The organism is Bacillus mojavensis (assembly GCF_012648005.1).
GTDB lineage: Bacteria > Bacillota > Bacilli > Bacillales > Bacillaceae > Bacillus > Bacillus mojavensis.
In genome coordinates this window covers 3,949,525-3,969,284 of record NZ_CP051464.1, presented here as the reverse complement: position 1 = coordinate 3,969,284, position 19,760 = coordinate 3,949,525, and the positions used below count along the sequence as shown (strand labels likewise).

Genomic DNA, 19,760 nt, shown 5'->3' with positions numbered 1-19,760 from the left:
CCAGAAGACGGAAGAGAAACCAGCCGCTTAGCGGATGTGAAAATGAAAGCGGTTTAATAAAATGAGGCAAAAAGGAGAGGGTAACAATGAGGAATCGTTTTTCACAATTTCATGCCGCACAAATTCGGATAGCAAGACATACGGGCCGGCTTGACCAGATCATTCGTTTTTATGAAGAAGGGCTGGGCTTAAAACGACTTGGTGAATTTCATCAGCATAATGGGTATGACGGTGTCATGTTTGGCCTCCCCCACACCGATTACCACTTGGAATTCACCCAGCATGAAGGGGAAAGTACAGCGCCCGTGCCCCATCCAGACAGCCTGCTCGTCTTTTATGTGCCGAACGAAGAAGAAGTCAAAGCCATCACTGCAAAATTAAAAAGAATGGGCTATCAGGAGGCGGAACCTGAGAACCCGTACTGGAGTCATGGAGGGGTGACAATAGAGGATCCAGACGGCTGGCGAATCGTGTTCATGAACACAAAAGGGATTTCAGACAAGCGATTCTTTCCCCCACTAAAGGGTGAAAGTTTCATGAGCTTTTCGAGGAAAAGCTTTAAGAAAACGCTTCTAATATCAATTAAAGCGAACGAATGAGGATTTACAAGAATTTAATGTTCGGATTTGCAATTGACTTTCTGTTTCTTCACTGATAAACTTGATTTGTTTGAATAGAATCGTTTTTGAAAGGTTAACGGAGGTGCACGGACATGTCTTCAGTAGTTGTAGTAGGTACGCAATGGGGCGATGAAGGAAAAGGTAAGATCACAGATTTCCTATCAGAAAATGCAGAAGTGATCGCCCGTTATCAAGGCGGAAATAACGCAGGGCACACCATCAAGTTTGACGGAGTCACATACAAGCTTCACTTAATCCCGTCTGGAATTTTCTATAAAGATAAGACGTGTGTGATTGGAAACGGAATGGTTGTAGATCCAAAAGCATTAGTCACAGAGCTTGCGTATCTTCATGAGCGCAACGTCAGTACAGATAACCTGAGAATCAGCAACAGAGCTCACGTGATTCTGCCTTATCATTTGAAGTTGGATGAAGTGGAAGAAGAGCGAAAAGGAGCAAACAAGATCGGCACAACGAAAAAAGGAATCGGCCCTGCTTATATGGATAAAGCAGCCCGAATCGGCATTCGTATCGCAGACTTGTTGGATCGTGACGCGTTTGCGGAGAAACTCGAACGCAATCTTGAAGAAAAAAACCGTCTGCTTGAGAAAATGTACGAGACAGAAGGATTTAAAATAGAAGATATCTTAGATGAGTATTATGAATACGGACAGCAGATTAAGAAATATGTCTGCGATACATCAGTTGTTTTAAATGATGCGCTTGATGAAGGCCGCCGCGTGTTATTTGAAGGCGCACAAGGGGTTATGCTTGATATCGACCAAGGAACATACCCGTTTGTTACGTCATCTAACCCGGTTGCCGGCGGTGTAACCATCGGTTCAGGTGTAGGCCCGACAAAAATAAAGCACGTAGTCGGCGTCTCAAAAGCCTATACGACTCGTGTCGGCGATGGTCCTTTCCCGACTGAGCTGAAAGACGAAATCGGAGATCAAATCCGTGAAGTCGGACGTGAATATGGAACAACAACAGGCCGTCCACGCCGTGTCGGCTGGTTTGACAGTGTCGTTGTCCGCCACGCCCGCCGTGTCAGCGGAATTACAGATCTTTCTCTGAACTCAATTGACGTTCTAACAGGAATTGAAACGCTGAAAATCTGTGTGGCGTACCGCTATAAAGGCGAAATCATCGAAGAATTCCCTGCAAGCCTTAAAGCACTTGCTGAATGTGAGCCGGTATATGAAGAAATGCCGGGCTGGACTGAGGATATTACAGGTGCGAAAAGCTTGAGCGAGCTTCCTGAAAACGCGCGTCACTATCTTGAGCGCGTGTCTCAGCTGACAGGCATTCCGCTTTCTATTTTCTCTGTCGGCCCAGACCGTTCACAAACAAATGTCCTTCGCAGCGTGTATCGTGCGAACTAAGCAGAATACCCGTAAGCCCCTGTTTTCAGGGGCTTTTTTTTGTTTGAAAACTGCATATAAGTTGGTCTGAGAAAAAAATATGAAAAAAAACCAAAAAAGTTATTGCCACTTCTATTTGTTCGTGATATTATAAATCTCGTTGTTACGGAAACTACTTCAATAGAGTACAAGATAAGAACTTGATCCAAGTCGTTTGCTCTATGGAAAATCCGGCATCTTAGGAGCCATTAGCTCAGTTGGTAGAGCATCTGACTTTTAATCAGAGGGTCGAAGGTTCGAGTCCTTCATGGCTCACCATTTTTGTGAAGGCCCGTTGGTCAAGCGGTTAAGACACCGCCCTTTCACGGCGGTAACACGGGTTCGAATCCCGTACGGGTCATTGATTTACTTTAGCGTTATTGCTAAATTCCTTATTTGTCTGCGAGAGCTGACACGACAGCTCTCCAGACAAATTACTGTAAGGTCCGGTAGTTCAGTTGGTTAGAATGCCTGCCTGTCACGCAGGAGGTCGCGGGTTCGAGTCCCGTCCGGACCGCCATTTTACTTTACTTAGTAGAGAAAAATAAATCATTTGGCTCGGTAGCTCAGTTGGTAGAGCAACGGACTGAAAATCCGTGTGTCGGCGGTTCGATTCCGTCCCGAGCCACTTACCAAACGCATCTGCAATCGTAGGTGCGTTTTTTCTTTTAAGAAAAGATAGACATGCGGAGTGTTATAATAGAAGAAAAAGGGAGAACCGGCCCTGCGGCCGGTTCAAAGAAGAAGACGTCAATGAAAAGACGCACGCAGGTGAGGGGAGGTTTCATTTAAATTATCTTTTTTAAGAAAAGTTGAAAAACATGACAAAAGATAGACAACTGGTGGATGAAGGTGAAAAATGTGTTTTTTTCTAAACCTTTATTTTTTTTATCTTTTGACCTTAAACCGTTATAATAGACAAGGACCCATTGTTCTATTTGGGCCATAAGTGATGTAACGAATGTGATATAGATGAAATGAAGACCATTCGGCAGGAGGAAAATCAAAAATGATGGATAAAAAGATCCTTGTAGTAGATGATGAAAAACCGATTGCAGATATATTGGAATTTAACTTAAGAAAAGAGGGCTATGAAGTGCATTGCGCCTATGACGGAAATGAAGCCGTCGAAATGGTGGAAGAGCTTCAGCCTGATTTAATTCTTTTAGATATTATGCTTCCAAATAAAGACGGCGTTGAAGTATGCCGTGAAGTCAGAAAGAAATACGATATGCCTATCATTATGCTGACGGCTAAGGATTCAGAAATTGATAAGGTCATCGGGCTTGAAATCGGTGCTGATGACTATGTTACGAAACCGTTCAGTACACGTGAGCTTTTGGCTCGTGTGAAAGCGAACCTGCGCCGCCAGCTGACAACAGCGCCAGCGGAGGAAGAATCATCTTCCAACGACATTCATATCGGCTCCCTCGTGATCTTCCCTGACGCGTATGTAGTGTCTAAAAGAGATGAAACGATCGAATTGACCCATCGTGAGTTCGAATTGCTGCATTACCTGGCAAAACACATCGGTCAAGTCATGACACGTGAGCACTTGCTGCAAACAGTCTGGGGCTACGATTACTTTGGGGATGTCAGAACGGTTGACGTAACAGTGCGCCGCCTTCGTGAAAAAATTGAGGACAACCCAAGCCATCCAAATTGGATTGTCACACGCCGCGGCGTCGGTTATTACTTGAGAAACCCAGAACAGGACTAATGCCCAATGAATAAGGTTGGTTTTTTTCGGTCGATCCAATTTAAGATTACCTTGATTTATGTGCTTTTGATTATCATCGCGATGCAAGTCATTGGTGTGTATTTTGTCAATCAGGTAGAGAAGTCGCTGATTACATCTTATGAACAATCGCTTAATCAGCGAATCGACAACCTTTCTTATTATATTGAGCAGGAATATAAGAGTGATAACGACAGCACCGTCATTAAGGATGATGTCAGCCGTATTTTGAATGACTTCACGAAGAGTGATGAAATTCGGGAAATTACTTTTGTTGATAAAAGCTATGAAGTGGTTGGCTCTTCAAGGCCATATGGAGAAGAAGTTGCAGGGAAACAAACGACGGATCTCATTTTCAAAAGAATTTTTTCTACTAAACAGTCTTATTCTAGAAAATATTATGACCCGAAAAGCAAAATAAGAGTCCTCATTTCCGCAAAGCCCGTTACCACTGAAAACCAAGAGGTTGTCGGAGCGATTTATGTGGTAGCGAGCATGGAAGATGTCTTTGGCCAAATGAAGACCATCAACACAATACTGGCCTCCGGCACTGGTTTGGCCCTCGTTTTGACAGCCCTTCTCGGTATTTTTCTAGCCAGAACCATTACCCACCCGCTTTCAGATATGAGGAAACAGGCAATGGAGCTTGCGAAAGGGAATTTCTCCAGGAAGGTTAGAAAGTATGGTCATGATGAAATTGGACAGCTCGCCACAACGTTTAATCACTTAACGAGAGAGCTTGAAGATGCACAGGCCATGACAGAGGGTGAACGCAGAAAGCTTTCCTCTGTTATTGCCTATATGACGGACGGCGTTATTGCCACAAACCGAAACGGAGCAATTATCCTCTTGAACAGCCCGGCGCTGGAGCTGCTGAACGTTTCACGTGAAACAGCTTTGGAAATGCCGATTACAAGCTTGCTGGGGATTCAAGAGAATTATACATTTGAAGATTTAGTTGAACAGCAGGACTCTATGCTGCTCGAAATTGAGCGGGACGATGAACTGACAGTGCTTCGCGTCAATTTCTCCGTGATTCAAAGGGAGCATGGCAAAATCGACGGCTTAATTGCGGTCATTTACGATGTAACCGAGCAGGAGAAAATTGATCAGGAACGCAGAGAGTTTGTGGCGAATGTATCACACGAGCTGCGGACGCCGCTTACGACAATGCGCAGTTATTTAGAGGCGTTAGCTGAAGGTGCGTGGGAAAACAAAGACATTGCACCGCGTTTCTTAATGGTGACGCAGAATGAAACAGAGCGGATGATTCGGCTTGTAAACGATTTGCTTCAGCTTTCTAAATTTGACAGCAAGGATTATCAATTTAATCGTGAGTGGATTCAAATCGTCCGATTTATGTCCCTCATTATTGATCGCTTTGAAATGACGAAGGAACAGCATGTGGAATTTATCCGCAATCTGCCGGACAGAAACCTGTATGTAGAGATTGACCAGGATAAAATTACGCAGGTACTCGATAATATTATTTCCAACGCTTTAAAATATTCTCCTGAAGGCGGACATGTCACCTTCTCGATTGACGTAAATGAAGAGGAAGAACTTCTCTATATCAGTGTTAAGGATGAAGGGATTGGGATTCCGAAAAAGGATGTCGAAAAAGTCTTTGACCGCTTCTACAGGGTCGATAAAGCGAGAACGAGAAAGCTCGGCGGGACCGGTCTGGGACTTGCCATTGCGAGGGAAATGGTTCAGGCGCACGGCGGAGATATTTGGGCAGACAGTGTAGAAGGAAAAGGCACAACGATAACGTTTACTCTTCCATATAAAGAAGAACAAGAGGATGATTGGGATGAAGCGTGAAAATATAAAAACAATATTACTTACGGTACTTGTCGTCATCAGTCTTGTTTTTACATGGAGCATATGGACATTTCAGCCTAATTTTTCTGAAGGCTCGTCATCAGCAGAGTCTATGGTGCGTGAGAAACATAAAATTGAGAAAAATACCCAAAAGCTGTCTGAGACGGTAAAACCGCGGGAAATGTTTATTCATGATGACGGTGCTCATTATAAGGTCGATGATGAAACACTTTATGATGAAGTCTGGTCAGATTTGCCGCATTGGGATGTAAAAGGCATTAAAGATATATCGGATCATTATGATAAGGCCGGATTCAAGAGCTGGTTTTATGGAAGAGGCGGTTCTGCTGCCAAGCTTGATCTGCAATTCAGTGACACGATACCTATTGATATTATTCAAACGCTGCTTAAATGGTCCAATCAATCGTTTGAATACAGCTCGTTTGATCATATTATGATCCCATTCGAAGAAACAAAAACGAATAAGAAGATTTATTTGGTATCATACAGCAAGCAGCTTATTTTGGAAGTGACGGTTGAATCAGCAAACTACCGGAATATCATGAATGATTTACAAAACAAAAAAACAAACATGCCTGCGTACAGCTTGTTTTCGATCGGAACAAAGAAAGAGTTCTTGCTTCCGAACAAATCGCTTACGATGGATAAAAAGGAATTTGTCACGGAATCAATTAAGACAAACACTTTTAAACAGGCACTGTTCAGCGATCCGAGCATCGTAAGAGAAGATTCAAATTATAATAACAGAAATGTACTGACGGATGGCATCAGCCGTTTAGATGTCAGCTTGACTCAGCGGCAGGTTCAATTTCAGCAGCGTAATTTAGTGCAGAGCACCTCGTATCAAACAGGTGAGTTAATCAAAAAGAGTCAGAAATACCTAGAGGATACAGGAAGCTGGACGGATCACTATCAATTTTTTAATATCAATGACAGCCAGCAGCTGAGTTTCTATATCTTTATGGACCAGCTCCCGGTCATTAACAGCATGTCTAAACCGTTTGGCGGCACTTCGGCGATCACCGTGCAATGGGCCAATGACGATATTCTCAGCTATAAACGGCCGAACTACAGTCTTGGAACGAATCCGATTAAAACAAGTGAAACAGAGCTGATGAGCGGCAGTGAAGTGAGGGCTCTTCTATCCAAACAAACGGCGTATGATACGGACAAAATTGATCAGATTTTCCCTGCGTATCAGTTGGTGTCAACATCAACTAACGATGATCCTCTTGTTGAGCTTGAACCGGTTTGGGCTATGAAAATAAACGGAAAAATGGTGCCGATTACGAAGGAATTATTGACGAAGGAGGGGGCAGACAATGGAGTGGAATAAGACAAAAACAATCTTCATCGTTGCCTTCCTCATTTTAGATATTTTCTTAGGCTATCAGTTTTTTGAGAAGCGATCGATCAGTAAAGAATATGAAGTCATTAAAAACGATGTAGAGCATGACATGAAGGCAGATCATATCACATATGAAGGTCTGGATAAGGAAGCGATAGAAGGCTATCGGATCACGGCGAATCAAAAGGTCTTCACGAAGGATGATATCGAATCACTCAAGGATCAAAAGCCTATGATGGATATGCCTAGTGATGATCATAAAGTAACGAACCTAAAGATGAAGTTTACGAGCCCGATTGGCCTTTCCAAGAAAAACATAGAGGGCGATGCACAGGCGCTTGTGTCTTCTAAAATTCAAGATGGTGAAAAATACAAGCTTTGGAAGGTGGATAAATCTAAAAAAGAAATCATTTACTTCCAAACGTATGAAGGCCATTACATTTATCAGAAGACTGATAACTCCTCTAATATGATCGGACAAGTGATTTTGCATTTAAACGATAAAAACGAGGTTGTGTCATACGAGCAGTCGACCCTTGAGACCTTTAAGCAGATTCAGAAAGAGAGCTTAATTACTGAGCTTGATGCGGTTGAATTATTGTACTATCAAAATCAGTTAAAAGAATACTGCACCATAAAGAGTGTGAAATTCGGCTATGTGGCGCAATATCCGCTGACAAGTACGCAGGTGCTGGCGCCGGTATGGAGAGTTACGGTGGAGTATGATAAAAAAGTGAACGGCGAGAAAAAGAAAGTGCAAGAGTATTTTACTGTGAATGCTTTGGAGAGTACGATTTTAGATACAGATCAATCAAAATAATGGAGTGAACTGAAATGAGCTTGCAATTTAGCGTACTTGCGAGCGGGAGTACGGGAAATGCGTTTTACCTGGAAACAGAGGATCACGCGTTTTTAGTGGACGCCGGTTTGAGCGGGAAAGCCATGGACGGATTAATGGCGCAAATCGGACGTAAGCTGGATGATGTGGACGGCATTTTTGTGACGCATGAGCATAGTGACCATATTAAAGGCCTCGGCGTCATCGCCAGAAAGTACAAGCTTCCGATCTATGCGAACGAGAAGACGTGGAAGGCGATGGAGAACCAGATCGGCAAAATTGATACCGATCAAAAGTTTGAGTTTCCGATGGAGACGGTGAAGTCGTTTGGCGGACTTGATGTAGAATCGTTTGGCGTCTCTCACGATGCGGCTGAGCCCATGTTTTATGTGTTTCATTGTAATGGGCGCAAGCTCGCGTTAATGACAGACACAGGATATGTCAGTGACCGGATGAAGGGCATTATCCGTTCGGCGAATGTGTTCGTTTTTGAAAGCAATCATGATGTCGGCATGCTGCAAATGGGAAGATACCCTTGGAGTATTAAGCGGCGCATTTTAAGTGACGTCGGGCACGTTTCAAATGAAGATGCTGCTTTGGCGATGACTGATGTCATCGGCGATGAGACATCTCGTATCTACCTCGCCCATTTGAGTCAGGACAACAATATGAAAGAGCTGGCCAGAATGTCTGTTCAGCAGACCTTGGCTTCTAAAGGGTTTGTGGCAGGAGAGACATTTGATTTGTTTGATACCGACCCGAAAAAGGCTACTCCGCTTTGCGCTGTATAATTTTTTCTTGTGTAACATGACTATTATAGGAGTTTCTAATCCACACTATAACCATATCAACGTTCTCTGAAAGGATGGAATATGGTGGATTACGAGCGTGAGGAACATAATACTCCTGAACAGCCGAAGAGAAGCAAAAAAGGTTATTTTCTTTCAAGTCTGATCGGGGTGATTGTCGGCGCTGTATTGATGGCGTTTCTAATGCCGTACCTTTCAAATGAGGGGTTAGATACAGGTGAGGCAAATCAGCAGCTGAACAACAGGCAGGAACCAATTCGAACAGTGAATGTCAGTGTGAACAACGCTGTCACTAAGATTGTCAGCAATGTGTCGCCAGCTGTTGTCGGTGTCGTAAACATTCAAAAAACAGATATTTGGGGAGAAAGCGGTGAGGCTGGGAGCGGCTCAGGCGTCATCTACAAGAAAAATGACAACTCAGCTTATGTCGTGACCAACCATCATGTGATCGAGGGCGCTTCCCAAATTGAAATCAGTTTAAAAGACGGTTCGCGCGTGTCTGCTGAGCTTGTCGGCAGCGACCAGCTGATGGATCTTGCCGTCTTGCGGGTGAAAAGCGATAAAATCAAAGCCGTCGCTGATTTTGGCAATTCAGATAAAGTGAAATCAGGCGAACCGGTAATTGCGATCGGCAATCCGTTAGGCCTTGAATTTGCAGGCTCTGTCACACAGGGCGTCATTTCGGGAACAGAGAGAGCGATTCCGGTTGATTCCAATGATGACGGTCAGCCTGACTGGAATGCAGAGGTGCTGCAAACCGATGCGGCCATTAACCCGGGGAACAGCGGCGGCGCTTTGTTAAATATGGACGGAAAAGTCATCGGCATCAATTCAATGAAAATCGCGGAGTCAGCGGTTGAAGGGATTGGCCTGTCTATTCCATCTAAACTTGTGATCCCGGTGATAGAGGATTTGGAGAAATATGGCGAAGTGAAGCGCCCGTTCCTTGGCATTGAAATGAAATCGTTAAATGATATCGCAAGCTACCATTGGGATGAAACGCTGAAGCTTCCTAAACATGTGACCAACGGAGCGGTGATAATGGGTGTAGATGCCTTTTCACCTGCCGGAAAAGCGGGACTCAAGGAACTGGATGTCATCACTGAATTTGACGGGCAAAAAGTAAATGATATTGTGGATCTTCGGAAGCGTCTTTATCAAAAACGTGTCGGTGATCGGGTGAAGGTGACGTTTTACCGAGGCGGAAAAGAAAAGTCCGTTGAAGTGAAACTGTCCTCCGCAGATCAGTTAGGAAGATAATAGAAGCAGTCTGGCACCAATGCCAGGCTGTTTTTTATGTAAAAAAGCGGAACGGGGTCACGCCCGTTCCATAGAAAATACATGGATGTTACACGTGAAACAGTGTGTAAGGGCTTGTCAGCTTTCCATTTTCAGCGTTTATTTTATGTATGATTACTGGTTGTTATTTTGCGTGCAGAGAAAACTTCTTCAGCCGGTATTGCAGGCTTTGTCTGCTGATGCCGAGCTCCTGGGCGGTTTTTGAAATGTTATGGCCGTGTTTTCTTAGAATGTTCTCGATCACATATTTTTCGAAGCTCTCCATTTTTTCTTTTAAATCAGCTGTTGGCTGGTGCCCTACGGTTTCTGGCTCCGATGTGTCAGCCGGCTTGATTTTCATGCGGTATTGATATGGCAGATGGTTAGCCGTAATCATTTGTTCATCTGTCATGAAATTCATCGCACCCTCGATCATATGCTCAAGTTCGCGAATATTGCCCGGCCAATCATAGGATAAGAAAAATTGCTTCACATCTTCACTGATCTGTTCGACATTCATTTGAAATAGATGGTTGTTTTTCTGGATGAACTCCGACGCGAGAAGCAAAATGTCCTCTTTGCGCTCCCGAAGAGGCGGGATGATCAGTGTCACGACGCTCAGCCTGTAATACAAGTCCTTCCGCATTCGTTCTCCCGCAATGGCATCAATCGGGTCTTCATTCATCGTGGCGATAATGCGCACGTCAATCGGTGTATCCTTGGTCGAACCAATGCGTCTGATTTTCCGTTCTTGCAGGGCACGCAGCAATTTTGCCTGCAAGCTCAAATTCAGCGAGTTGATTTCATCTAACAGAAGTGTGCCGCCATGGGCTTGCTCAAACAGGCCAGGCTGGTCAACGGCACCTGTAAACGCACCTTTTTTCGTCCCGAACAGGATGCTTTCCACCAGGCTGTCAGGCAGAGCCGCACAGTTTTGAGAAATAAACGGGCCGCTTGATCGGTCGCTGCCGTTATGGATACTTTGTGCGAACAGCTCTTTTCCCGTGCCGGTTTCACCTGCGAGAAGCACCGATGAAGATGTTCGGGTCGCCCGCTTGGCGTTTTCAATGACATCCTGAATCGCCGGACTGGTGCCGAGAATACTGTCAAATGTGTACGTCGCGTTTCCTTTTTTATTCATATTCTCTCTGATCAAGCGTTCAAGCTTTGTCACATCCTTGGCAATTTCGACAGCGCCTTTGATTTCGCCGTCTTGGACAATCGGATATGTATGATTGATCGTCGTGATTTCCTGGCCTTTATTATTGAAATAGCTTTGCTTTACATTGTTGATCGTTTTGCCTTCCTGAAGGGCTTGCACAAGCGTGCTGTCCTGCTGCTTCGAAAACATAAACACATCCATCAGGTTTTTATTTAAGACGTCCTGCTTCTCCATATCTTCAATCTGCATCATTTTGTTGTTATAAACAATCGTGTTTCCATGCTCGTCCACCACGTGCAGGCCGACATCAATTTCATCCAGAATGCTCTGAAACACTAATGTGAGGAATTCGCTGTCTTTGACCAAAGTATAAACCTCCCTCATTTATTTTCTTAATATTGCTTCTATTTTATAAAAGAATGGAGAGGATATGCAAAAGAATTTTGCACTTTATGAAAATTTCGCGCAAAATATCTGAATATCTTTGCACCCTTACCTCGAATATTGTAGAAAATACACGAATGTGCGAGTTGGCACGAAACTTGCATTTATAAAAAGGGAAAGCAGGATATAGTGTGGAAACAGAAAACAAGGGGGAATTCAAATATGCCAGCTTTATCAAAATCCAAAGAAATTATTGATCAGACGTCTCACTATGGTGCCAACAATTATCATCCGCTGCCGATTGTTATTTCTGAAGCGCTGGGTGCTTGGGTAAAGGACCCGGAAGGCAATGAATATATGGATATGCTGAGTGCTTATTCTGCGGTGAATCAGGGACACAGACATCCGAAAATCATTCAGGCATTAAAGAATCAGGCTGATAAAATTACGCTGACGTCTCGCGCGTTTCACAACGATCAGCTCGGACCGTTTTACGAAAAGGCGGCTAAGCTGACGGGCAAAGAGATGATTCTGCCGATGAATACGGGGGCTGAAGCGGTTGAGTCTGCGGTAAAAGCAGCGAGACGCTGGGCTTATGAAGTGAAAGGCGTAGCAGACAATCAAGCGGAAATTATCGCATGTGTCGGGAACTTCCATGGCCGGACGATGCTTGCGGTTTCTCTTTCTTCTGAAGAAGAGTATAAAAGAGGATTCGGTCCGATGCTTCCGGGAATCAAACTAATCCCTTACGGAGATGCGGAAGCGCTGCGCCAGGCGATTACGCCAAACACAGCGGCATTCTTATTTGAACCGATTCAAGGCGAAGCGGGCATTGTGATTCCGCCTGAAGGGTTTTTGCAGGAAGCGGCGGCAATTTGTAAGGAAGAAAATGTGCTGTTGATTGCCGATGAAATTCAGACGGGCCTCGGACGTACAGGCAAGACATTCGCTTGTGACTGGGATGGCATTGATCCTGATATGTACATTTTGGGGAAAGCGCTTGGCGGCGGTGTGTTTCCGATCTCATGCATTGCGGCGGACCGCGACGTTTTAGGCGTGTTTAACCCGGGCTCACACGGCTCCACATTTGGCGGAAATCCGCTGGCGTGTGCGGTGTCCATCGCCTCACTGGAAGTGCTGGAAGATGAAAAGCTGGCGGAGCGTTCTCTTGAGCTTGGCGAGTATTTTAAACAAGAGCTGGAGAGCATTGATAACCCTATCATTAAAGAAGTCCGCGGCAGAGGGCTGTTTATCGGTGTGGAACTGACGGAAGCGGCGCGTCCGTATTGTGAGCGTTTAAAAGATGAAGGACTTTTATGCAAGGAAACGCATGATACCGTCATTCGTTTTGCCCCTCCATTAATCATTTCCAAAAAGGATTTGGATTGGGCGATTGAAAAAATTAAGCATGTGCTGCAAAAGGCATAAATCCGCATCATGGCGGGATATTCACTTCGTTTGTATAAATTTACAACATAAAAATTAGCACTCCCTATTTGCTCAGCTACAGTATTTTAGTATAATGTATCTTTATGAGAAGAAGTGAATTTTATATTAAATAGATAGAGACTCTTTGGACAGCAAACTGGGATACGCACCATGTAGATGTTCCAGCTTAGATCCAATACAAGTTGCTGAAGGGGTGCAGAATGTGAATACGAACCAAGATAACGGAAATCAGCTCCAGCGGACAATGAAATCTCGCCACTTGTTTATGATTTCATTGGGCGGAGTGATCGGAACCGGTTTCTTCCTGGGAACCGGGTTTACCATTAACCAAGCAGGACCGCTCGGTGCGGTTCTGTCCTATTTAGTGGGCGGCTTTATCATGTTTTTGACCATGCTTTGCTTAGGGGAGCTTGCGGTCGCCTTTCCTGTGTCGGGGTCCTTCCAGACCTATGCGACAAAATTTATCAGCCCGGCCTTCGGATTTGCGTTTGGCTGGCTGTACTGGCTCGGCTGGGCGGTTACATGCGCTATTGAATTTTTATCAGCGGGACAGCTGATGCAGCGCTGGTTTCCGCATGTGGAGGTCTGGATCTGGTGTCTGGTCTTTGCGGCCCTCATGTTTACCTTAAATGCGATAACCGCGAAAGCCTTTGCAGAATCTGAATTTTGGTTTTCGGGCATTAAAATATTGATTATCCTTTTATTTATTATTCTCGGCGGAGCCGCTATGTTCGGCTTCATTGACCTAAAAGGCGGAGAGCAAGCACCGTTTCTGACGCATTTTTATGAAGATGGGTTATTTCCGAACGGTATAAAAGCAATGCTGATCACAATGATTACTGTGAACTTCGCGTTCCAGGGAACAGAGCTGATCGGGGTTGCTGCGGGAGAAAGTGAAAATCCTGAAAAAACGATTCCGCGGTCAATCAGACAGACGGTTTGGAGAACACTGGTCTTCTTTGTTCTATCAATCGTTGTCATTGCCGGCATGATTCCGTGGAAACAGGCGGGAGTTGTGGAGAGTCCGTTTGTTGTCGTATTTGAGCAAATCGGAATTCCATACGCTGCTGACATCATGAACTTTGTTATTTTAATCGCGCTGCTATCCGTTGCAAACTCAGGTTTATACGCATCGACACGTATCCTGTTCGCGATGGCGAATGAAGGACAGGCCTTCAAAGCAATTGGCAAGACAAATAAACGCGGTGTGCCGATGAACGCGTTAATCGTGACGATGGCTGTTGCCTGCCTGTCACTTCTGACAAAATTTGCGCAGGCTGAAACCGTATATATGGTGCTTCTATCCTTGGCGGGCATGAGCGCACAGGTCGGCTGGATTACGATTTCGCTTTCCCAAATCATGTTTAGACGCAAATATATCCGTGAAGGCGGCAAGACGGAAGATTTGAAATTTAAAACACCGCTATATCCGGTGCTTCCGCTGATCGGCCTAACGTTAAATACAGTCGTCCTCATCAGTCTCGCGTTTGATCCGGAGCAGCGTATCGCGCTGTATTGCGGAGTACCGTTTATGGTTATTTGCTACATCATTTATCATGTCGTCATTAAAAAACGCAAGCAGGCAAATCGTCAGCTAGAGCTTTAAAAACGTTGTCCGTAAGTCATCTTTGTTATAACCCGCATAGGACATTATCTTATATGTTGAGGTGGAATCACAGATGGATAAAACGATTTCGGTTATTGGAATGCCAATGGATTTAGGACAAGCACGACGCGGAGTGGACATGGGGCCAAGTGCCATCCGGTATGCCCATCTGATTGAGAGGCTGTCAGAAATGGGTTATACGGTTGAAGATCTCGGGGACATTCCGATCAGCCGTGAAAAGATCAAAAACGATGAAGAACTGAAAAACCTAAATTCTGTACTGGCAGGAAACGAAAAGCTCGCTCAAAAGGTGAACACCGTGATTGAAGAGAAAAAATTCCCGCTTGTTCTGGGAGGCGATCACAGTATCGCGATCGGCACGCTCGCAGGTACAGCGAAGCATTACGATAAGCTCGGCGTCATCTGGTATGACGCGCACGGTGACCTGAATACGCTTGAAACATCACCTTCAGGCAATATTCACGGCATGCCGCTTGCGGTCAGCCTCGGCATCGGGCACGAGTCACTGGTTAACCTTGAAGGCTACGCGCCTAAAATCAAACCGGAACATGTCGTCATTATCGGCGCCCGGTCACTTGATGAAGGAGAGCGCCAGTATATTAAGGAAAGCGGCATGAAGGTGTACACCATGCATGAAATCGACCGTCTCGGCATGACAAAGGTGATCGAAGAAACCCTCGATTATTTGTCAGACTGCGACGGCGTCCATCTCAGCCTTGATCTGGACGGACTTGATCCAAACGACGCACCGGGTGTCGGAACCCCTGTCGTCGGCGGCATCAGCTACCGCGAAAGCCACCTGGCTATGGAAATGCTGTATGACGCAGGCATCATTACTTCAGCTGAATTTGTTGAGGTCAACCCGATCCTTGATCATGAAAACAAGACTGGCCAAACAGCAGTAGAGCTCGTAGAATCCCTGCTAGGGAAGAAATTGCTGTAGACATGTGAAAACCCCCGCATCCCAGCGGGGGTTTTTTATTATCCAATCATCTTTTCAGCGACTTTCATCTCTTGTGAGTGTGATTGATGATCTGCAATAAACCAGCCGGATAAAATCACTGCTGCAACGCCTGCGCCAATTAGAAACTTTTTCATTTACATAACCTCCGTTTGTTTAATGAGTTCCTCAATCTGTAATGCTTCATAAAAAAAGTGGGCAGCTTCTTTGTAAAGCTCGTTTTCCCTATACCGTTCGCCAGCCAAAATGGAAAGTTCTCTTACACTGTCGTATTCTCTCTCCGACATCAACACATCCATATGTTCTTTGCATAAGTGAAACGTTTCCGCATGACCTCCTTCTGCGTAAATGGCATATAAAATATCAATTTTTGCCTCACATACCTTATTCGGCTCAGTATTTAATTTTTCCTTCAAATTTTGGTAATAAGCTAGGGCCTGTTCTTTCTTTTCCGTCTTAAACAGCTCTCGTATCAGCAAGTAAACAGAATGATAGTAATAGGCAGATCGGGCGTACTCTTCATTCTGTAACGCCTCTTCTAATTTTGAGATCGCCTCGTCTGATTTGCCGCTTTGGGCATGGAGAAGTCCAAAGTTATGTAAAAGCTGGGCTTCAAAAAAATGGTCCTCTAATTCTCTCGTCATATGAATGGCTTCATCCAAATAGCTTTCCGCCTCTTCAAACTGGTTCATCTCGGTAAAATTGCCTGACATCGTAATTAACGCGGAGGCGAGTTTCTTTTTGTAATCCGTTTCTTCTCTGAAGGTTTTGACCGCTTGCCGTGTATGGTTGAGAGACACAATATTTTGTCCCAGCTTATAATAGAGCTTTCCGACCTTCAGATGAAATTCGGCCTTTTCGATCGGATCGGGGATGTTGCTGAGATACTGCTCCGCTTCTTTATAGAGCCCGATGGCAATTTCGTAATGATTTTTATAGGCTTCATACATGCCTTCAAACAGAAAAAAGTAATATTTCAGCATGTCTGACGTAGCATTCATATGAGGAGACTCCTCATGCTGAAAGCCCAGCCCTCTCGCTTCATGAAGCAAAACTTTATGGCGCAATTCTAATAAGGAGAAGTAGGCAAGCACCTCCTGATCCTCTTCCATATCATCCAATAAAGGCTTCACTTCTTCAAAGATACGGGCGGACTCTTCAACTTCATGTTTCTTGATCGCAAGGTACCAATCGTTGAGCATGTTAGCGATTTCTGCAGGTGCAATCTTATTCATTTGAAACTCCCTTCTCTATTCATTTATCAATCTCATTGCTTATCATGATAGTAACACCTCCTTCTATTTTATGTAAAATACTCTAGTCAATAAATAAAGGAGAGGCGATATGACCATTACGCTGACACCTATGCAAGCCGAGGAATTTCGATCCTATCTGACATACACGACTAAGCATTATGCAAAAGAAAAGATAAAGGCAGGATCGTGGCTCCCTGAAGAGGCCATGCTTTTGTCCAAACAGACTTTTTCTGATTTGCTGCCGAATGGGCTGCACACACATCATCACCATTTGTGGAGTATCATACTGAACGGTAAGGAAACGGCTGGCTGGCTCTGGATTCACGCAGAACCGGAACACCCGCAGCAGAAGCGTTTATTTACGATTTCGGATTGTATGAATCATATCGGGGAAAAGGTTTCGCGAAGCAAGCCTTGAACGCACTGGATGAGATGGCAGGAAACATGGGCATTCGAAAGCTGTCTCTCCACGTATTCGCTCACAATGAGACGGCAAGGCGGCTGTATGAGCAAACCGGATTTCAGGAGACTGATGTGATCATGAGTAAGAAGCTTTAGGCCTGGGGAAGGCCTTTTTTTTGTGAGACAACCTTCCTGTAAATGATTTCTAAAAATTCTGTAAATCACCTAGTTACCTTCCACATTTCCCTAATATAATGTTGATAAAGGAAAGTATCTTTCCTACACACATGAAAAGAGGAGATGTCATGAGTATGAAGAAAAAGGTATCAATTATTTTGGTAGCGCTTACAATGTGCGTCGGCCTGTTTGTTTCTCCCGCAAAAGCTGCAAGGACCACGAACTATGCTGAAGAAATCGCAGCGCTTCAGCCAGGCACGACCGCAGAAGAAATCACAAAATCCGCCAGCCAGATTGCCAAACAGCAGCACGTAAAGACCGATGTGATTCTCAAACAGTTTTACAAGGAAATCACCGCCGATAAAGCAGAAGGTGACCAGCTCGCCAAGGAAAGCGGCATGTCCGTGATGGGCGGCTCATCCGGTACGAAAAAACTTCCCACAAGCACGAAAGGAAACATCTACTACACCAACTCCTACACAGCCTACTACAATCATGGCCATGTCGGCATGTACTCCGCCGCTGACAAGATTGTTGAATCGGTTCCAAGCGACGGCGTCAGGCAGATCGCTTATAATGCCAGAGACGTGGAAGACAACTCCATCGTACAAACAGTCAACGTCACCTCATCTAAAAAAACATCCGCTGCCGACTGGGCGGTATCAAGAGTCGGCGACCCATATTCATTTAACTTCGTCAATAACAGAAATACCGGCCATGACGGCGCCAAAAACTGTTCGAAGCTCCTATGGTCTGCATTTTTGCTAAAAGCCGGCATTGATATCGACAGCAATAAAGGATTAGGCGTTTACCCGCGCGACATCACAAGTTCTTCCTATACGACAACCGTCATGACGATCAATTAGGGAGACGGATATGAAAAAATGGATGATCACTATTGTCATGCTGATTCTCGTAGGAATCGCACTATTTGTCTTCGTTTCTCCTCTCAAAAGCCATAAAGCCGTGAGTCAGCAGGATCTCCGAGACCCTGAATTTCTGACCGACAAAGAAGTCCTGCTGTATTTCTCAACCTCTGCAGATCAAGATGCATTCGGCGGCGGGAAAAGCTATGCCCTGTTTATTAGCCAAGACAGGTCGCTGTCTTCATTTCAGATGAAGGGCCTTGAGCTGGGTTCCGCCAAGGTTCATGACGACAGTGTGATGCTGGAGGACAAACACACGATTTTTACGATCAAAAACGGCTTGCACTCCCATAAAAGAGCCTATCAGCATACAGGTGACAGCGCGGGGTTTCTGCAAAACACGGACGGCTTTTACACCCTCTACAACTCCGGCTATGACAAAAAGGGAGGCGGATACCGCTCAGAGCTGTACCGCCAGTTGGACGGGGAGTGGAAAAAAGACGTCATCCCGTACTACATCCGAGCCTCCGGTTTTCACGGTGGCGCCATTTACGCACTTGTCCCGACAGACGACGAGAAAGGCTATCAGCTCCTCCAGATTCAGGCCGATCAAAAGAAGCTTACCTATCACGCCATCACGGAATGGCAGTATCGGGAAGGAGCCTCAATCGAGTCTCAGCTTGCTGCGGACGATCAAGCTGTATATGTGATGGTTCGGGGGCAAAAAGCCAGCAATCTCTATCAAATGGTGAAAATCAATAAGAAAAACGGCAAGGTGGAGCTTTACGATATCGCCGAATACAAAAACGACGAGCAAACAATATACAGCTCTATGCCATTCAGCTTTAAAAAAAGCTTTTTCTCGTATCACGGGTCCCTGTATTTCATTGACGGCTTCGGAAAGGTATACAAGATCGATGCAAAGACAGGAAAGTGCCGGATTGCCTTCGCCCTTTCCCCAGAAAAAATGAAGGCCGATTTTAAAGAAATCACACAAAAAGGCAGCAGCCTCTATTTCTTCACATATACCTACAACCAGCCTGCATACATTGAACAATACAGCCTGAAAACCGGAAAGAAACGGAAGGAAAAAGAGATCGGGAAGGTAAAGGAGATTGTGGCGCCGAAGAGTCATTTGAAGCTGTATGATTTTGAGGTGATGAAGGATCTTTAAGGTGAAGGGGGTTCCGACTTGGGAGCCGTTATACTGCTTATCGTTTTTGTTTTTCCGATGATGTCAGGCATAATTGGTGCAGCGGGTTATTTCATATGGAAGAAAGTTTGGATTGGTCCGCTCATCGTCTTTATTGCGAGTTTGATATTGTTGTTTACGTTAGCCTCTGGCAACAGTTCATTCATGTTTTGGGTTGTGCTTTATACTGCAATTGCGTTAGCAGCCAGTGTTGTCACATTATTTCTCAGGAAATTATTATTCAACTGACCGCTGTTTATGAAGAGAATGGTGAAGTCTCTTTTTTCTGTTGCGCAATGTGCATATCAATGATAGAACGTTGTCCAGCCTCCATCTAAACATGGTTCAAAACGATAAAGCTCGAATGGCCTTTTCAAGCAAACAGGTGTTAATTACTGTAAAATG

General features: G+C 44.8%; 16 protein-coding genes, 4 tRNA genes and 2 pseudogenes. 19 read left to right on the top strand and 3 right to left on the bottom strand.

Annotation, left to right across the window (positions count from 1 at the left end; translation table 11 throughout):
- Positions 1 to 86: 86 nt before the first annotated feature.
- The 12 genes and pseudogenes from HC660_RS20560 to HC660_RS20505 all read left to right on the top strand — a co-directional run.
- Positions 87 to 503 (top strand): annotated as a pseudogene (locus HC660_RS20560) (VOC family protein); the annotation flags it as partial.
- A 209-nt stretch (positions 504 to 712) separates the two neighbouring features.
- A complete protein-coding gene (gene purA / locus HC660_RS20555) occupies positions 713 to 2,005 on the top strand; it encodes an adenylosuccinate synthase (RefSeq protein ID WP_010332600.1) in 1,293 nt (430 codons plus the stop codon).
- A gap of 221 nt (positions 2,006 to 2,226) precedes the next feature.
- Positions 2,227 to 2,302 (top strand) — tRNA-Lys (locus tag HC660_RS20550).
- Between the two features lie 10 nt (positions 2,303 to 2,312).
- Positions 2,313 to 2,384 (top strand) — tRNA-Glu (locus HC660_RS20545).
- A gap of 82 nt (positions 2,385 to 2,466) precedes the next feature.
- Positions 2,467 to 2,543 (top strand) — tRNA-Asp (locus tag HC660_RS20540).
- Between the two features lie 35 nt (positions 2,544 to 2,578).
- Positions 2,579 to 2,651 (top strand) — tRNA-Phe (locus HC660_RS20535).
- A gap of 384 nt (positions 2,652 to 3,035) precedes the next feature.
- Positions 3,036 to 3,743 (top strand): cell wall metabolism DNA-binding response regulator WalR, encoded by a 708-nt coding sequence (gene walR, locus HC660_RS20530; protein ID WP_010332599.1) that lies wholly within the window; start codon positions 3,036 to 3,038, stop codon positions 3,741 to 3,743.
- A gap of 6 nt (positions 3,744 to 3,749) precedes the next feature.
- Positions 3,750 to 5,585: a cell wall metabolism sensor histidine kinase WalK gene (walK, locus tag HC660_RS20525; protein WP_010332598.1), complete on the top strand. Its 1,836-nt coding sequence runs from the start codon at positions 3,750 to 3,752 to the stop codon at positions 5,583 to 5,585.
- Complete coding sequence (gene yycH / locus HC660_RS20520) at positions 5,575 to 6,942, top strand: WalRK two-component regulatory system regulator WalH (RefSeq protein WP_168749270.1); 1,368 nt, start codon at positions 5,575 to 5,577, stop codon at positions 6,940 to 6,942. The genes walK and yycH overlap by 11 nt, the downstream gene beginning before the upstream one ends.
- Positions 6,929 to 7,774, top strand: coding sequence for a WalRK two-component regulatory system regulator WalI (locus HC660_RS20515; RefSeq protein ID WP_010332596.1), 846 nt, complete (start codon positions 6,929 to 6,931; stop codon positions 7,772 to 7,774). The genes yycH and HC660_RS20515 overlap by 14 nt, the downstream gene beginning before the upstream one ends.
- A gap of 14 nt (positions 7,775 to 7,788) precedes the next feature.
- The gene (locus HC660_RS20510) at positions 7,789 to 8,583 is read left to right on the top strand and encodes an exodeoxyribonuclease YycJ (protein ID WP_010332595.1); all 795 of its coding nucleotides are present in this window, start codon (positions 7,789 to 7,791) and stop codon (positions 8,581 to 8,583) included.
- A gap of 81 nt (positions 8,584 to 8,664) precedes the next feature.
- The gene (locus HC660_RS20505) at positions 8,665 to 9,861 is read left to right on the top strand and encodes a S1C family serine protease (protein WP_168749268.1); all 1,197 of its coding nucleotides are present in this window, start codon (positions 8,665 to 8,667) and stop codon (positions 9,859 to 9,861) included.
- A gap of 163 nt (positions 9,862 to 10,024) precedes the next feature.
- Here the strand turns inward: HC660_RS20505 and rocR are convergent, their stop codons facing one another.
- The gene (rocR, locus tag HC660_RS20500; RefSeq protein ID WP_168749266.1) at positions 10,025 to 11,407 is read right to left on the bottom strand and encodes an arginine utilization regulatory protein RocR; all 1,383 of its coding nucleotides are present in this window, start codon (positions 11,405 to 11,407) and stop codon (positions 10,025 to 10,027) included.
- Between the two features lie 240 nt (positions 11,408 to 11,647).
- On the opposite strand from rocR, the gene rocD reads away from it, so the two are divergent.
- The 3 genes from rocD to rocF all read left to right on the top strand — a co-directional run bounded on the left by rocD (position 11,648) and on the right by rocF (position 15,444).
- A complete protein-coding gene (gene rocD, locus HC660_RS20495; protein WP_168749265.1) occupies positions 11,648 to 12,853 on the top strand; it encodes an ornithine aminotransferase in 1,206 nt (401 codons plus the stop codon).
- Between the two features lie 223 nt (positions 12,854 to 13,076).
- Positions 13,077 to 14,480: an amino acid permease gene (locus tag HC660_RS20490; RefSeq protein WP_168749264.1), complete on the top strand. Its 1,404-nt coding sequence runs from the start codon at positions 13,077 to 13,079 to the stop codon at positions 14,478 to 14,480.
- A gap of 73 nt (positions 14,481 to 14,553) precedes the next feature.
- Entirely contained in the window at positions 14,554 to 15,444 is an 891-nt protein-coding gene (gene rocF / locus HC660_RS20485) for an arginase (RefSeq protein WP_010332588.1), read from the top strand.
- Positions 15,445 to 15,482: 38 nt separating this feature from the next.
- On the opposite strand, the gene HC660_RS20480 is transcribed toward rocF, so the two are convergent.
- Together HC660_RS20480 and rapG are read right to left on the bottom strand one after the other, a co-directional pair.
- On the bottom strand, positions 15,483 to 15,599 hold the full coding sequence (locus HC660_RS20480) for a Phr family secreted Rap phosphatase inhibitor (RefSeq protein ID WP_010332587.1): 117 nt from the start codon (positions 15,597 to 15,599) through the stop codon (positions 15,483 to 15,485).
- Positions 15,600 to 16,697, bottom strand: coding sequence for a response regulator aspartate phosphatase RapG (gene rapG, locus HC660_RS20475; protein ID WP_168749263.1), 1,098 nt, complete (start codon positions 16,695 to 16,697; stop codon positions 15,600 to 15,602).
- A gap of 109 nt (positions 16,698 to 16,806) precedes the next feature.
- Here rapG and HC660_RS20470 point away from each other — a divergent pair.
- The 4 genes and pseudogenes from HC660_RS20470 (at position 16,807) to HC660_RS20455 (ending at position 19,604) form a co-directional block, all read left to right on the top strand.
- A pseudogene (locus tag HC660_RS20470) lies at positions 16,807 to 17,276 on the top strand (GNAT family N-acetyltransferase).
- Between the two features lie 149 nt (positions 17,277 to 17,425).
- Positions 17,426 to 18,163 carry a YiiX/YebB-like N1pC/P60 family cysteine hydrolase gene (locus tag HC660_RS20465; protein WP_168749262.1) on the top strand — a complete coding sequence of 246 codons (738 nt, stop codon included), beginning with the start codon at positions 17,426 to 17,428 and terminating at the stop codon, positions 18,161 to 18,163.
- 10 nt (positions 18,164 to 18,173) lie between these two features.
- Positions 18,174 to 19,337: a YycP family beta-propeller protein gene (locus HC660_RS20460; protein WP_168749261.1), complete on the top strand. Its 1,164-nt coding sequence runs from the start codon at positions 18,174 to 18,176 to the stop codon at positions 19,335 to 19,337.
- Between the two features lie 18 nt (positions 19,338 to 19,355).
- Positions 19,356 to 19,604 (top strand): DUF2651 family protein, encoded by a 249-nt coding sequence (locus HC660_RS20455; RefSeq protein WP_024123504.1) that lies wholly within the window; start codon positions 19,356 to 19,358, stop codon positions 19,602 to 19,604.
- The last annotated feature ends 156 nt before the right edge of the window (positions 19,605 to 19,760 follow it).